The 14,179-nt window shown below is 67.2% G+C and carries 12 protein-coding genes and 1 pseudogene; 11 read left to right on the top strand and 2 right to left on the bottom strand.

The features are described 5' to 3' along the window. Positions 1-250: 250 nt before the first annotated feature. Positions 251-403 carry a DUF6233 domain-containing protein gene (locus tag JK361_RS41600; RefSeq protein WP_307787370.1) on the bottom strand — a complete coding sequence of 51 codons (153 nt, stop codon included), beginning with the start codon at positions 401-403 and terminating at the stop codon, positions 251-253. On the opposite strand from JK361_RS41600, the gene JK361_RS32835 reads away from it, so the two are divergent. The 11 genes and pseudogenes from JK361_RS32835 to JK361_RS32885 all read left to right on the top strand — a co-directional run bounded on the left by JK361_RS32835 (position 392) and on the right by JK361_RS32885 (position 11,686). Further along, positions 392-571: a hypothetical protein gene (locus JK361_RS32835; RefSeq protein WP_201825355.1), complete on the top strand. Its 180-nt coding sequence runs from the start codon at positions 392-394 to the stop codon at positions 569-571. The two genes, JK361_RS41600 and JK361_RS32835, sit on opposite strands and share 12 nt — an antisense overlap. A 425-nt stretch (positions 572-996) precedes the next feature. Next, a complete protein-coding gene (locus JK361_RS32840; RefSeq protein ID WP_236053935.1) occupies positions 997-2,055 on the top strand; it encodes a PP2C family protein-serine/threonine phosphatase in 1,059 nt (352 codons plus the stop codon). A gap of 198 nt (positions 2,056-2,253) precedes the next feature. Then, complete coding sequence (locus tag JK361_RS32845) at positions 2,254-3,324, top strand: zinc-dependent alcohol dehydrogenase family protein (protein ID WP_236053936.1); 1,071 nt, start codon at positions 2,254-2,256, stop codon at positions 3,322-3,324. Between the two features lie 225 nt (positions 3,325-3,549). Next, positions 3,550-3,768: a LexA family protein gene (locus tag JK361_RS32850; RefSeq protein ID WP_201825359.1), complete on the top strand. Its 219-nt coding sequence runs from the start codon at positions 3,550-3,552 to the stop codon at positions 3,766-3,768. Continuing rightward, a complete protein-coding gene (locus JK361_RS32855) occupies positions 3,765-4,157 on the top strand; it encodes a hypothetical protein (RefSeq protein ID WP_201825361.1) in 393 nt (130 codons plus the stop codon). The genes JK361_RS32850 and JK361_RS32855 overlap by 4 nt, the downstream gene beginning before the upstream one ends. A 483-nt stretch (positions 4,158-4,640) precedes the next feature. After that, positions 4,641-5,747, top strand: a pseudogene (locus JK361_RS32860) (hypothetical protein). 1,089 nt (positions 5,748-6,836) lie between these two features. Continuing rightward, entirely contained in the window at positions 6,837-7,061 is a 225-nt protein-coding gene (locus JK361_RS32865; RefSeq protein WP_201825363.1) for a hypothetical protein, read from the top strand. A gap of 101 nt (positions 7,062-7,162) precedes the next feature. Beyond that, positions 7,163-7,954: a sigma-70 family RNA polymerase sigma factor gene (locus JK361_RS32870; RefSeq protein WP_236053937.1), complete on the top strand. Its 792-nt coding sequence runs from the start codon at positions 7,163-7,165 to the stop codon at positions 7,952-7,954. After that, positions 7,951-8,793, top strand: coding sequence for a hypothetical protein (locus JK361_RS32875; protein ID WP_201825367.1), 843 nt, complete (start codon positions 7,951-7,953; stop codon positions 8,791-8,793). The genes JK361_RS32870 and JK361_RS32875 overlap by 4 nt, the downstream gene beginning before the upstream one ends. A gap of 1,471 nt (positions 8,794-10,264) precedes the next feature. Continuing rightward, positions 10,265-10,771, top strand: a complete 507-nt coding sequence (locus JK361_RS32880; RefSeq protein ID WP_201825369.1) for a lamin tail domain-containing protein — start codon at positions 10,265-10,267, stop codon at positions 10,769-10,771. A gap of 282 nt (positions 10,772-11,053) precedes the next feature. Then, positions 11,054-11,686: an HNH endonuclease family protein gene (locus JK361_RS32885; protein ID WP_201825371.1), complete on the top strand. Its 633-nt coding sequence runs from the start codon at positions 11,054-11,056 to the stop codon at positions 11,684-11,686. Between the two features lie 1,290 nt (positions 11,687-12,976). On the opposite strand, the gene JK361_RS32890 is transcribed toward JK361_RS32885, so the two are convergent. Further along, positions 12,977-13,417 (bottom strand): hypothetical protein, encoded by a 441-nt coding sequence (locus JK361_RS32890; RefSeq protein ID WP_236053938.1) that lies wholly within the window; start codon positions 13,415-13,417, stop codon positions 12,977-12,979. Between the last annotated feature and the right edge of the window lie 762 nt (positions 13,418-14,179).

The following is a 14,179-nucleotide window of genomic DNA, read 5'->3' on the forward strand; positions in this document are numbered from 1 at the left end:
GATGGCCGCACTGCAGGAATCGGTGTCGAAGGCCAGGGCGTCCCGGGGTGACGACGCCGGGCCTGCCGAAGTGCACGAGCTGCCGAAGCCGAAGAAGAAGGCGGCCGCGAAGAAGCAGCCGGCCAAGAAGACCGCGGCGAAGAAGACGACTGGACGCCGTCCGAGGAGTAGTGCCTGAGGTGCGGCAGGCGTAGGGATATCTCCCACCCGCCCGAGAGGCGTGGATGACGCGCCTGCCGCGGACCGGATCCTAGCGGGGATGGCTCCGGTGCCCCAGTGCTTTGTCCGGCCGGCAGTGCGGGCAGGGAGGAACCCCTTCAGCGAGCGTCCGCAGCGCGGCGTCCTGGTCGACGCCTCGGCTTCGTCTGCCCCCGTTCCAGCAGCCACCGGCGTGGACATACACCGAGGGCGACTCCTTGTTGAGGCCCGGTTCCAGGAGCCACTGCGGTGCCGGTGGCCGAGCCTGCTCGCCTCGCTGCCGCTCGGCCTGACGCCGCTCTTCCTCGGCGATCCCTCGGTCGGTGAGGTCCAGCTGCCGCGCGGTGTGCTGCTCGACGACGGGGGCGGGTAAAGCACAGCGCGTCCAGGCGCGACATGGGCCCCTGATCCGTCACCATCCCGCTTCTGTCCTCGCTGTTTGTGTCCGTGCTGTGTCTAGCTTGCCTAGAAAATCGAACAAGCGATCTAATCGGGGTATGTATCGCGTCGACTACCTCACCGACACCTGTGACTGAGCACGATAGGTGGCCCGGGTGGACAACTGCGATGCACAGTTCGGGCCCGGCTCATCGCGCTGGCGAAGTGGCCCCAGTGCACGCCGGCCCATCGGCAGGAGGCCGTCATGGCGCAGGCGCGGTGGCAGTCGTGATGCGCAGCGCACGACCTCCGGAGCGGTGCGTGCCCGCACACGAAGGTGGGTGGAAGGCTTGGGGCATGGCCTTGCGAACGTGGCGGGTGTTCCGACGTTCTTGGCGGCCGGGTCACGCACCCGCGTTGATGGTGATCCCTCTGGGGCTGATCGTCGCGGTCTGTGTGGTGGACGTGCTGGCTCCGCCGCACATTCACCTCGGGCCTCTGCTCGTGGCGGCACCGGCGATCACCGTGGCGTTCGCGGGCGCCCGCCTGACGGCGCTGATGGGAGCGCTCGCCGTAGCGGCGCAGGTGCTGATCGGTGTGCTGGGAGAGGGCCTGTCCTCCGCCAATATCCAGGCTCAGATCGCCGCTCTGGTCGTCGTCTCGGCCGTCTGTGTCGGCATCTGCGTGCTACGGGACCGGCGTGAGCGCCAGCTGCACCTGGTGCGGTCGGTCGCCGAGGCGGCGCAGAGCGTGCTGCTGCAGCCCTTGCCCGGCCGCGCCGGCCCGCTGCGGATCGCCGGCCTGTACATCCCCGCCGAGGAGGAAGCCGATCTGGGCGGGGACCTGTACGCGGCCGCGCGGACCGACCACGACAGCACCCGGCTCCTCATCGGCGACGTCCGCGGCAACGGCCTAGCCTCGATCAACAACACCGCCCTGCTGCTCGGTGCCTTCCGTGCGGCCGCCCATCGGCAGGCCACGCTGCCCCGCCTCGCCGTCCATCTGGACGCCGCGTTCCGCTGGGACAGTAGCCAGTGGCGGTCGCCGTCGGAGCAGGATACCGGCGAGGACTTCGCCACGGCGATCCTGCTTGACATCCCCGACCACGAGCCGGTCGTCCACCTGGTCAACTGCGGCCACCCACCGCCGCTGCTCCTGCGCGGCACTCACGTCACCGCCCTCACGCCGGAGGCGAGCCACCTTCCGATCGGACTCGGCGGCGCCTTCGGCATCAACGCCTACGACGTCCAGACGTTTCCGTTCGAGGTCGGCGACCTGCTCCTCCTCTACACGGACGGCGTCATGGAGGCACGCGACACCGACCACCTCTTCTATCCGCTCGCCGAACGGGCGCCCGCGTGGACCAAGGACGACCCCGGCGAACTCCTGCGCGCTCTCCACGACGACCTTCTGGCCCACGTCCAAGGCCACCTGAACGACGACGCGGCCGCAGTCGCGATCCGCCGCCTGGCCCTCTGATTTTCGGTCCTGCTCAACCCCTGGGGGTATGACTTTCGAAGGATGTCGGCCGCCGGGAATCTTTCGGGGGGCGGGCGTAGCGTGGAGTGACGGAGTCAGGGTGGTGCGCTGCGGCGAACGATCCTGATCACGCTCCTCCGAGGCCGCCGACGCCAGCACGCCGAGCTGTCTCGGGCGCGGTGAGACGGAGGGCCACACATGCCTCGATCGATGCGCGCGCTCGTAGCCCTGGAGGCCGGTGAACCCACCGATGTACTGCGGCTGGAATCCCGGCCTGTGCCGACGCCGAAAGCCGGTCAGGCATTGATTCGAGTGAAGGCGACTCCTGTTCACGCGAGTGATCTGCACGTGCTGCGCGGCCGCTACGGGTTCTCCCCCGAGTTCCCCGCTGTCGGGGGCTACATGGAATGTGTGGGTCACATCGAAACCCTGGGCCCGGACACCGAAGGACTGAAGGCCGGTGAGCGCGTGGTGGCCGCCGCGATCCCGGCTGTACCCGGGCCCCCCGTCGCCGGCACCTGGCAGGAATACCTCGTGGCCGACGCCCGAAGGCTCCTGCCGGTACCCGACCACCTGAACGACTCCACCGCCTGCCAACTCGCCGTCAACCCGCTGACCGCGCTGCTCCTCGTGACGCGCGAACTCGACGCGCAGGCCGGCGAATGGCTGCTGCAGACGGCCGCAGGCTCCACCGTCGGGCGGCTCGTCATCCAGCTGTGCCGGCATCTGGGTATCCGCACGATCAACGTCGTACGGCGACGCAGCGCCGTCGAGGAGATCACAGCACTCGGCGGTGACGAGGCCATCTGCACCGAGGACGAGGACCTGATGCAGCGTGTGGCCGAGATCGCCGGACCGGCCGGCGTGCGCAAGGCCGTCGACTGCGTTGCGGGCCCCGTCGGCGCCCAGGTGTCCCAGGCACTGGCTCCAGGAGGAGAGCTGGTGGTCTACGGCGCGCTCTCCACCCACCGGCAGACCGACCCCGCGGCACTGACGATCCCGCTGCAGGCCCGCTCGGTCATCTACGAAACCAAGACAGTCCGTGGCTTCTGGCTGAACCGCTGGTTCGGCACCGCCTCACCCGAGATCGCGCTGCACGCGCTGGCCCGAGTTCGCGATCTCGTCGCCGACGAGGTGCTGAGCATCCCCCAGGGGCGCCCCTTCCCGCTCGAACGCTTCGCCGAAGCCGTCGCGCTCGCCGAAGCACCTGCCCACGGCACCAAGCCCCTGTTCGTCTTCGAAGACGCCCGGGACGAGGACGACGGGTAGGAAGCGACCCCCGATGCCGCCACGGTGTTCCGGAGCCGCCGGATGAAGCTCCCGCCTTTGGCCGGCACATGCGCAAGTGTCGACTCATCACGAAAGGGTGCAAGCCGGCAGTGGGACTACACGCATCTCAAGGAAACCGCACAGAACATCGCGAACACAGCAGAACTCGTAGAACGCCTGCCGGGGATAATTCAGGCGCTGCCCTGCGGGCCAACTAGCGCACACATGGGCCAACTAGCGTGCTCAGTCACAACCCAGGAGCGCGTCCTGCGCTGCATCCGCCGGCACATCGCCGAGCACGGCGAGGCACCCACCTACGCCCAGATCGGCGAGGAAGTCGGCATGCGCAGCCGTGCCTTCGTCCACTACCAGGTCGCCGAGCTGGCGACGAAGGGCGCGATCGTGCGCGAGCCGGGCCGGTCCAGAGGAATCCGTCTCGCATGATCGATCCCGGCCGCTATCACCTGCTGCTCGAAGCCGGCGGCCGGCCGGTGCAGCACGGCTGGTGGGGAAGTGCGGAAGTTGCGCGGGACAAGTTCCGGCGCTGGGTCGGGGAGTACGGTTCTATGCCCGGTGCCCGCATCACTCTTACCGACGAGGAGAGCGTGGAGGTGCTGGCCGTGTGGCCCGACCCGCGGTACGTCCGGCTACTCGGCGGTGGGCTCTTGCTGGGCGTGCCGGACCGCCCTCTTCACAGCTTGTTCCACCTCGTACCGGTTGGCGCCGGTGGCCTCGGCGTGAGCGGTGATGGCCACCTGAGCCCTTTCGGCGGCCTTGCGCCACCGTCGCCACTGGGCGTCGTGCTCATCGTCGGTGAGGTCGGCGAGCTTTGATCGTTCTTCCTCGGCGGATCGTTCCAGCTTGATCAACTCATCGAGGCCCTCTGTCACGGACAGGGATCCTAAGCTGCCGGACCCGCGCACCGGGGTCCCGGACCTACCTCTGATCAGGTAGAGCCGAGGCCGGCCCAGGGGGCACGAAGCGTTGCTTCGTCGGCCAGTACCCGTGGCCTTGATCCACGATTGAACTTGACGCAACTGTTCCGATACCGACCGTAACTTTTTCCGATGGGCGGGTTGGCTTCGTTCACGAGAATGGACAGCAGAGGTTCACCACTTCGGGAGGCGCCACAGCAACACCGGGAATTCGAACACTGAGTGAGTCGCGTGCCGTAGTCACAGGCGGCGGCCGGCACTTGCTCGCGCTGCGTTGACTCCACGGAGGTGGCAGGTGCGATTGCCGCAACGGAGGAGAAATCCTGTTGGTTGGCTGCAAGCGAGCTGCGACGATGCGTCTGTTTCTCAGGCGGAGGACGTTTGTTCGTTTTCGTGTGTGCGGGATGTGGCGCCGAGTTGACCACCCCGCTGTCCCAGGTCTCACTTCCAGTCCACGCCCGTCAGAAGTACGGGAACGGGGCCCGGCTTCCGGTGCTCATGGAGTCCGGAACGTTTGCCGTGGACCCGGGCCCTTGGGGAGGGCCGTGGCGGATGTGGGACGAGATCGATCCGGGCGAGGCGGAGGCGCGCGGCATCTACGCGCCGGTCTACGCCCTGTCCGACAGCACGCCCGGGGCGAGTGTCATCGCGCCCGGTGATATCCGTGGAACCCGGCTGATTCCCGAGGAACGCGGCGGTGCCTGCTGCGGCCTGGACGGAGCCGACGGGCCCAACATGGCCTGCGAGGCATGCGACCTCCCCGTGGCGACCAGGGTCGACGACTGCTCGCTCTGGCAGGCAGTGCGGCTCAGCTCGGACGCCGTGCACCGCGTCCCCGTTGACGGTATCCACGCTGCGCCCCTCTCGTGGGCGGAGCTGGCAGATAGGGGGGAGAAAACGCCCCGTTCGAGCCGATTGCCGCGTGGGGAGGAAGGCCGGGGCCGAACCACTACTGGTCGTGGAGCCCGCAGTGGGAGGCGGCAGCCGGCCAGGCGCTCGCCCACCTGCTGGTTGCCTCCCAAGGGCAGCTGGTGAAGGTTCCGGGCGGTCTGACCGCGGACGTCTTTCAACGCGCGCTCGAGGCCCTGCTGCCGGCAGGCCCCCCCGGAGCGGCGCGCCGTCCTGGCTGGACCGGGACAGCCTTCCCCGGGCGCGGGCGTCGACATCCTCCTCGTACCGGTCCATCCCCAGACAGGTCAGACCTGGACCCCCGCCAGCCCGACTGCGTCGGCATACCTGGTGCCCCTGCCGCTCGGGGTGTGGCTGTGGCTGATCTCTCCCCAGCCGTACTTGCCGGTTCCCGCGTCAGGCCGCATACCCCAAGACGTACTCCGCGACGACCCGCTCCCGCTGCTCCCCAACTACCTGTTCCGGGCCGACCGGGGAACGTTCCAGCACACCTTGGTCCGGCTACCAGCCGTGCGCAGCCTATGGCTGCGCACGATCCTCGAGAACCTCACGGAGGGCACCTCGACCGACCTCTTCTAGCCGTCTGGCGATCGAACAGCGCCAGACTCTTGAGCCGCCCAAAGTGGTCGGTATCTGCTGTCCAATCTCGTGACATAGCCAGACGGTGCACGTTTTGGGCCGCTGAGGCGCTTGAAGGGGTGGAGGCGGTTGGCGCCTCTGGTGCCGGAGCGGGGAGGGGGCGGCTCCTGGAATGGAACAGGTACAGGGGAGGACTCGCGCAGCACGACGCTGCAGCGTGGATGTTCGAGACCGCGCGCTTTCTGAAAGAGCAAGCGGCCAACCGGCAGCAGGTCGTCGGCCTGTCCACCCGGGGCGGGTCCACCTGCTGGTCAGCAACGCCGGCTTCGCGGTGACCGGCAGGTTCGCCACCGTTCCGTTGAAGCAGAGCCTGGAGATGATGGGGTTGAACTGTGATGCCTTGGTCGCTCTCGCCCACGCGTTCTGACACGTGCCCGCCCCGGGGACACCCTGCTGAACGTGTCCTAGACCCTCGCTCCGGCAGCCCTCTCCCCGGGTGGGCGAGGGCTGCCGGCGGTACGGGGGAGTTGTCGTGTGTGGTCGACGCCCGTGCACCCGTGCGCCCCTGGATGCCTCTGTGGTGCGGCCGTGGCCGGGGCACGCTGGGCGGTCGTTGCCAGTGGGCTGGGCTACCGTCGAAAGGCCCTTGCGGGCGGCTCCGCTCTCGCCTGGCCGTCAGCTGCGGCCAGGCGAGAGCAGTCAGCACGCCCCCAGAAAATCTCGGCACGGGGGCGGGCTCTTCCGGATGGAAGGCCGACACCCAGTGGATGCCTTGTCTCCATTGACGCGGCTGAGCGCGCCGAATGCAAGGAAAACCGGGAACTTCCCCCCGGACGCGCCGTATTTGTGCGGTTCCTTTGCCCGCAGCGCACCGGGCGACGGCGCCTGCGATGTGGATCTCATTGTTCCGCGATTCCTTGATCACATTGTGTATCAACTGCTGTGGCTCACATGCTGGTTGGCCAGCAACCCGGATGGACGGCGGCCGGCACCCGCCGTCCCTTCCCGGGCACGTACGGGACTCCTTCCCGGATGAGGGGTCTCCCTGTACCGGCCGACACCCAAGGCTTGCCTACCCAAGGAGCGTGCATGCCGCTCAAGCAGATACTGATCATCACGGTGACCGTGACCGGACTCGTCCTCGCGTGGAGTGCGGTCATGGCCTGGCTGGGCCAGACGGTCGCCATCGCCTCCCTGGCACCTGTTCTCGGGCTGACCGTTGTCCAGATCGTCCGCGCGGTACGCGCCCACGCACCGGCCTCCGGTCACCGCGTGGCAGCCGTCCCTGAAGAAGAGGACGACGCCAACCGATGATGCCGCCCGACCCCTCCCAGCCACCTCCCGGACGGCCGGGCCGCAAACTCGGCCCGATCACCGAATCCGCCGGCAGTATCCACCGCGCATGGCTCGAGCCCATGCGCGAGGCGTACTTCGCCAGCGGCCGCACTTTAGGCGACCTCAGCGTCGAGGTGCCCCTGGCGAAGTCGAAGCTTTCCGAACTGCTCCGTGGAGCCAACCTCTACCCCCGCTGGGAGATCGTCTCCCGCCTCGCCACCCTGCTCGGCCTGCCCTACGTCCCACTGCACCGGCTGTGGAAGCAGGCCGCCCTCGAGGCCCACAAGAGCCGCGACTGGGTCGACCGCTCCACCGACAACACCACCGCGCTGACGACCACGCACGCCGCACCCCCGATCGACCACCGGGCATTCTGCGAAGACGTCGAGCAGGACTACCTCCTGTACGCCCAGGCCTTCATCCCCGACGACTGCCAGTGTGAAGCCGCCGTCACCGACACCTTCGACATCCTCTGGCTGTCCTGGAACGACGCCCTGGCCAGCGCCGACACCCGCCGCTTCGCCTGGGAGGTACTGCGCCGCACCGTCATGTCCCGCACCCCCCACATCGACGGCCGCCCCTGCTTCAGCCAGGCCGCCTTCGACACCGTCGAGCTCACCTATCTCACCGATGAGGAAGCACGAACCCGCCAGCTCACCGAGACCATCGCACTGTTCCAGGTGATGAGCCGGCTGCCCGTCAACCAGTTCGACGTGATGGCACTGCGCATCCTGTGGCGCATGCCCACCGAGCGCGTTTCCGAGCTGCTGGGCCTCGCACCGGCCCTGGTGCGCTCCAGCCAGCGCCATGCCGAGCACTTCCTGAAGAGCACCCTCTATCCGCTCGAGAACGACGAAGGGACAACTCCGTGACACGCTTCGACGACCTGCTCTCCAGGGCCTGCCTCGTCAGGGAACGCACCGTGCCCAAGGACGTCGTCCCCCTCTGCTCCTCGGGCGCCTCCAGCCCGGCCCGCCCCTACGCGTACCACACCGACGCCGACTCCAATGAAGCCGCCGAGGACCTCAAAGCCCTGTGCGAGACCGTCCTCACCCATACCCCGCCCACTACTCTCGCCGACTTCCTGACCGAACAAGTGCCCCAGCCACGCGGCGCCCTGGCCCTTGCCTGCATCCTGCAGCTCACCGACACCGACGACGGTGCACGCATGTGGTGGCAGTTCGCCGCCGGCGCAGGCCAGCCCGCCGCTGCCTACTGCCTCTACCTCCACCACCTCGCCCAGGGCGAGCAGGTCACCGCCCAGTGGTGGCACCAGCAGACCGACGACCTGGAACCACCGCCCGAGCCGCCCACCTGCCACAAGCATCACGAGCGCCGGCCGGCCACGGCGTGGCACCCCGCTGCCAACACCGTTACCAGCACATCCACCACGACCCTCCTGCGAGTCCTGCGGCACCTGGCCAAGCACACCGTGCGCCCCCGGACAGCCGCCGTCACCGAGCTCATGACCTACGTCACCACAGCTGTCACTGCAGGGTGGCTCCGCGAACCTGACTCCGACATCCCCCTGCCCGGCCCGGACTTCGCCGACCGCATCACCGCGCTCTTCAAAGCGGCCGAGAAAACGCCGGACATCTCCGACACCCTCCCAGCACGCTCCGCCGCCCGAGAACAAGCCCCCGACCCGGACCAGGCCACTCTCACCGTGTCTGCCGCGCGGCAGCACATCCAAGAGCCCGCACAACGATGATCGGCCGCCCCCGGTCGAACTACTGATCTCAACGGGCTGAGACTGCTTTGACGCCGGGGCACCGCTCACCGCAGCGCAACGGGCAAGCGGTGCCCTCGGAAGTTGACCGCCGAAGATCTGCCGGTGTCACTGTCCCTTGCATACAGGACCGCGCCATGCCCTCTGGTCCGTTGGCATCACGGTGCACCTGACACTCACTTTCGGGTGAGCTTCCGGAGTGCTGGGGTGGCGTGTGCTGGCGGTCCGCTGCCGCAGGCCGGTGTTCCCAAGGGGGCGGCTTGGCGAGTCACACCACCTGCCCGCCCAACGTGGTGCTTCTCCGTTGCACTGCGAGGCAGACCTCGGAGGTCGGTGGGGCGAACGGGCCCGGGGCCCCCGTCCCCGGGCATGGACGCTCAGAGTGACCTGAACTGGGGGTGACCCTTCCGCAGCCCGCCCTTGCCAGCGCAGTAGGCGTAGGACCAGCTGCCATTTTTGACGGAACGCCAAGGCCCCGTGTCCGAATAGCCGTTATTGCACTCGGCCACTGCCTGTACTTGCACGTAGCTGGATCCGCCCGAGCAGGCCACACCGTACGAGTTCTCGTCTTTCCAGTCGCCGCAAGTCGGCGTGGGTGCAGCCATCGCGGCTGGCGCCGCCGGGAGTCCACCGAGCACGAGCGCGGCGCCGACCCCGAAGCCCGCTAGTGCATGCCGAATTCTCATGGGTATGCCCTCACCCTCTTGATTCAGGGAGCACGGAGCGCCCTTTGGCGGGACGCACCGAAGTCCTGCTGGATTGCGGCCTCGTGAGGCCTGTGACATCGATGTTCAGGGGGCGATGGATTGTTCGGCTGGGCCTTGCTCGGTGCAAACAATGGCCGGTCGTGATCCTTTTCGCCGCGGTGGTGGTGCATAGCTTGGCCGCCGGGTTGTCAGGCCGGCTCGGGGGAGGGGCAGGGGCGGCCGCTCGTCTGGCTGTGCTCAGCACGGTCGGCGACGCCAAGAGCTTGCAGGACTCGTTGTGCAGGCGCAGGCTCTCGGCGGTCAAGGAGCTGATCGCCGAAAGCCCATGTCTTCGATGGCCCGGACTCCGGGGCGGCTACGTAGAACCGTGACGGCGGACCCACTGCCGTCGCGGGGCGCGCCCATGGTCGGTGGGCGAGGCCGTTACTCACTTTCGGGTGAGGGTCTCTGCTGTGGTGGGGTGGCGTGTGCTGGCGGTCCGCTGCCGCGGGCCGGTGTTCCCAAGAGCCCGGTACCCGACGAGTCGTCAAATTCGTGCATCAACGCCATAAATGGACGATGCAGGCGAGGGTCATGGAAATATGTTGAAACAGTAACGGTCTTCGCGTTTCTCTCAGAGTGGTGAAGGTGCGGGTTGCAGGGTGTGGGTGTGCGGCCGGCCGGCCGCACACCGGCACAACGCACCAGGCCGAACCGGGGGAACCTCCGTGGGCTCGGCCAGGGTGCGCACCTGAAGGGGGACCTTCGTGTCCGTTTCTTCTTCCGTCCGTCGTCTGACCGCCGCGGCTGCCGTGGCCGCCGCTGTCGTGGGAGCGGCGGCGCTGCCGGCGTCGGCCGCCGACCACCACCCGGGCCGCCACCACTCGGCGGTGTTCATCAGCGACGTGCAGTACGACTCCCCGGGCCGGGACGACCGGTCCAACCGCTCCCTGAACAAGGAGTGGGTGGAGATCACCAACGACAGCCGGCGGGCGGTGAACCTGGACGACTGGACCCTCGAGGACGAGGACGGCCACACCTACACCTTCGACCACTACCGCCTGGACGGCCGCGCAACCGTCCGCATCCACACCGGCAAGGGCCGCGACACCAAGACGGACCTGTACCAGGACCGCCGCCACTACGTGTGGGACAACCGCTCCGACACCGCGACCCTGCGCGACGACCGCGACCGGTTCGTGGACGAGGAGTCCTGGGGCCACCACCGTCGCGGCGGCGACGACCGGCATCACGGAGGCGACCGTCGCGGCTGACCCCCGCAGCCGGCGGTAGATGACGCCGACCGGTGACACGGCTTTGCAGGGTGGGCTGCCCCAGAGCGGGGCAGCCCACCCTGTCGTGTCCTGGGCCCTGACGGTGACCTGTGTGGGGTGCCGGGCCGGTCCGGACAGGGGTCCGGGCTCGGTGGGCGTGGGGTGGTGGTGAAGGCGGGGTGGGGGAGTTGTCGTAGCTGGTCCACGCGCGTAGCGATGGCGGCTGCGGCTGCGGTTTTCTCGTGTGTGCATCTCCAACCCCCCACACTCTTTGGAGACTTCATGCGCCGCGCCGCCTTCGGCCTGCCCGCAACCACCCTTGTGCTGCTCGGTGTCAGTGCCGCACCGGCCCTGGCCGAGCCGCCCGCACCACCGTCCACGACGACCGCCCGGCAGGAGCTGGCCGCTCTGACCGTCGCCGCGCCGCATTCGATGGAGGGCTACGCCCGCGACAAGTTCGACATCTGGTCCAGCCAGCCCGGCGGCTGCACCACCCGCCAGGCGGTCCTGGCCCGCGACGGCAAGGACGTCCAGGACAAGCCCGGCAGCTGCCAGCCGGCATCCGGCTCCTGGTACTCGATCTATGACGACACCACCGTCACCGACGTCACCAAGGCCACCATCGACCACATGGTCCCCCTTGCCGAAGCCTGGCGCTCCGGCGCCGACGACTGGAACGCCGACCAGCGCAAAGCGTTCGGCAACGACCTGAAGGACCCTCAGTTGCTGATCGCCTCGGAAGCGTCCAACACCTCCAAGTCCGACAGCGGGCCGGCGGAGTGGAAGCCGACCAACCACGCCTTCTGGTGCACGTATGCCAAGGACTACACGCACATCAAATCCGTCTGGAAGCTGACCACCACAGACGAGGAGAAGACGGCCCTGTCGTCCATGCTCGACACCTGCACCGGCTGACTTTCGCCGTATTCCAGCCTCCGTCGGCCGGACGTATCCGGTGCCGGCGGGTATGCAGGCGGGGGCGGTAGTGCTGGCTCTTGCCCCGCAGACAGTACGGTTCGGCGTCTCAGGTGCGTTGATGGATGTCGTGGCGCGGTGCAGCCGGGCCCGGGGCAGACCCGGGCCCGGCTATGCGCTCTGCGGCGGCCGTCGGCCCCGTATCGCGGGTCACGAGGCGGCGTGGTGGTGCCGGCGGGCCCCTGCCCAACTGCTGGCTACTCGTCGAATGACCCGAAGAGGCCGAGGCTCCCCCCGACTACAGGTTTCCCAGCCTGCCGGACCCACGGCGACATTGCTGCCATGACTCTTGCTCCGGCGCGGGGAGCACGACGCAATCAACGTGGGAAATCCCGTTCGATCGGCATGACCGAACGGGATTTCTTAGTTCCCATGCGCACCGCCAGTGCCGTGCCGTGTGCGAGCTGGGTAGTGACTGCTCAGACCAAGTGCGGCTCAGCCACCCACGCGACGCTCTGCGGCGTGAGCATTGTCCTCCTTCGCCTGGGCGCGAGTACCGGGGGTGACACAGACGAGGTCACTGGGTTGAGCCTCACGCCACACGAACCCCTGCTTGCACGTGGGGTCGTCCTCGCTGATCCGTCGCTCCGCGGCGTGAGCGTTGTCGTCCCTGACTTGGGCGCGAGTGCCAGGGGTGACGCAGACCAGGTCGTTGGGGGTGACCTCACGCCACACGAACCCCTGCTTGCACCTGAGCGACAGTGAAGGAAGTTCCGGAACCGCCCCCGACGCAGTTGACAGCCCGATGCTCCCTGTCACTGCAACTAGAACAGCTGACACGACGGTGATCCTGCGAGAACGCTCGCGGATATTTGCCATGCTCTTACACTCCCTCGTGAGATTGCCGGACTTTTTCTGTAATCAAAGTGCGCACCGACTTGAGAAAACCATAACAGGGCCAGAATTATCGAGGCTCGATATGAGAGCGTGGCCCGGCCACGGAACCGGAGTGCACACCGGGCGCAGGGCTTCCGATTGCCTGGTGCCCTGTTGAACGCAGCGCCCAGGCATCAAATTCTCGACATGCCTCCCACGCTCGGGACCTCGGCTTGAGCAGCGGCGTCCGTTCTGCGTGCCCATTGAGCGCAGCCGCCTTGCCGGTGTCTCCGCAGGTCAGAAGGTTTCTGACGGCCCATTGTGAAAAATCAAAGCCCGAGGGCGGCGCCTCGGTGAGGGGCCGCCCCTTCGCTCGTCCGTCTCAATCGAGGCGAGCAATCCGCGGAGAAGCCCTCAGTGAGGATGGCCGGCGTCTCCCGCGTCCGATCCCGCGTCCCCCGTGCCGTCAGGACAGCCACATCGGGGAGTCCTCACTGCGTCCGGGTTATCAGCCTCCCTTTGAAGCTGGCGGCCCTTCGCCGCCACAAAGTTGCTGATAACGCGAACTGCCTGAATACTCATTGGGGTCGTACTAATTCCGGCTTCCTTCAAAGCGTCAGTAACTTCCCCCCACAAGTTGTGATGCTGAATGAACCGTATGTGACTGTGGAAAGTTTCGACGGGGACGTCAACAAGACCCTCGGTGTAAACGCCCACAGTGAAGCCGTCTTCAGCCTGATCGGCCGGCGTTGCACGGATTATCACCCCGTTACGACCAGTAGTTACCGTCAGGTTTTTGATGCCCTTGTTTGCTACCCTTTTCTGCATCGAAAATCTCCAACCTTTCAAACTCATGCTGCGTTTATGGCAGGGCGCTCGGGGTGCCCAGTGGTTCCGTAGAGTGTCCACCTCTCTGCTGCACTCGCGAGGGACCAAGATTTTTTCTTCCCAGCCCTAGTACGCCACTGCGGACTTACACAGTACTAGTTCACCTGGGACAGCTTCACGCCACCCAAGACCCAACACACAGGTATAGGGGCCGTATTGGGCTCGAGTAGACGGCGCCAAGGCGGGAGATCCCGTGACAACAGCGGCAGTTGCTACTCCTTCACGGGAGAAGTAGCAAAGCTTTCGTGCTGTAGAATTTCTTACTCACGGAAACCTCCGCACCTAACACATAGATCAGGCTCTTATCGAAGGAGAGGAGGTGTTTCTCCGGTACCACTTTAGGGCTTCACTCCGGTGGCGACCACAGCTCCCATTACACCCCCTCTCAGCCTGATGAGCATCCGGAAGTACTCGCGACTTCAACTGATTTGGGTTCCACATCGGACACTGGGAGGACACGGTGATGTGGGTGTGGGAGCTGACCTACCAGGCGCTCCCGAGAGCCAAAGCCCAGAAGGGCGGTGCTGCTGGCCAGGAGACGGTACGAGGGCGCCGAGGCGGACAGGCTGGCCCCCACACGGCGCCCGTCCCCCGGATCAGACCGGGCGTGTGTTGTGGGGTCGACCAGGGCTTGCGATGCCGCCCGGTCCCTCGTGCCATTGGCGACCGCGATGGCGGCGGCTTGCTTCTGCGACGTAGGGGGCCGGCGCAGGTTGAGCATCTGGCAGG

This window comes from Streptomyces musisoli (genome assembly GCF_016741855.1).
GTDB lineage: Bacteria > Actinomycetota > Actinomycetes > Streptomycetales > Streptomycetaceae > Streptomyces > Streptomyces musisoli.

Coding starts and splice junctions, on each gene's coding strand:
- JK361_RS32840 (WP_236053935.1), top strand. CDS start 997: ATGGTGATCCCTCTGGGGCTGATCGTCGCGGTCTGTGTGGTGGACGTG.
- JK361_RS32845 (WP_236053936.1), top strand. CDS start 2,254: ATGCCTCGATCGATGCGCGCGCTCGTAGCCCTGGAGGCCGGTGAACCC.
- JK361_RS32850 (WP_201825359.1), top strand. CDS start 3,550: ATGGGCCAACTAGCGTGCTCAGTCACAACCCAGGAGCGCGTCCTGCGC.
- JK361_RS32855 (WP_201825361.1), top strand. CDS start 3,765: ATGATCGATCCCGGCCGCTATCACCTGCTGCTCGAAGCCGGCGGCCGG.
- JK361_RS32865 (WP_201825363.1), top strand. CDS start 6,837: ATGCCGCTCAAGCAGATACTGATCATCACGGTGACCGTGACCGGACTC.
- JK361_RS32870 (WP_236053937.1), top strand. CDS start 7,163: ATGCGCGAGGCGTACTTCGCCAGCGGCCGCACTTTAGGCGACCTCAGC.
- JK361_RS32885 (WP_201825371.1), top strand. CDS start 11,054: ATGCGCCGCGCCGCCTTCGGCCTGCCCGCAACCACCCTTGTGCTGCTC.
- JK361_RS32890 (WP_236053938.1), bottom strand. CDS start 13,417: ATGAGTTTGAAAGGTTGGAGATTTTCGATGCAGAAAAGGGTAGCAAAC.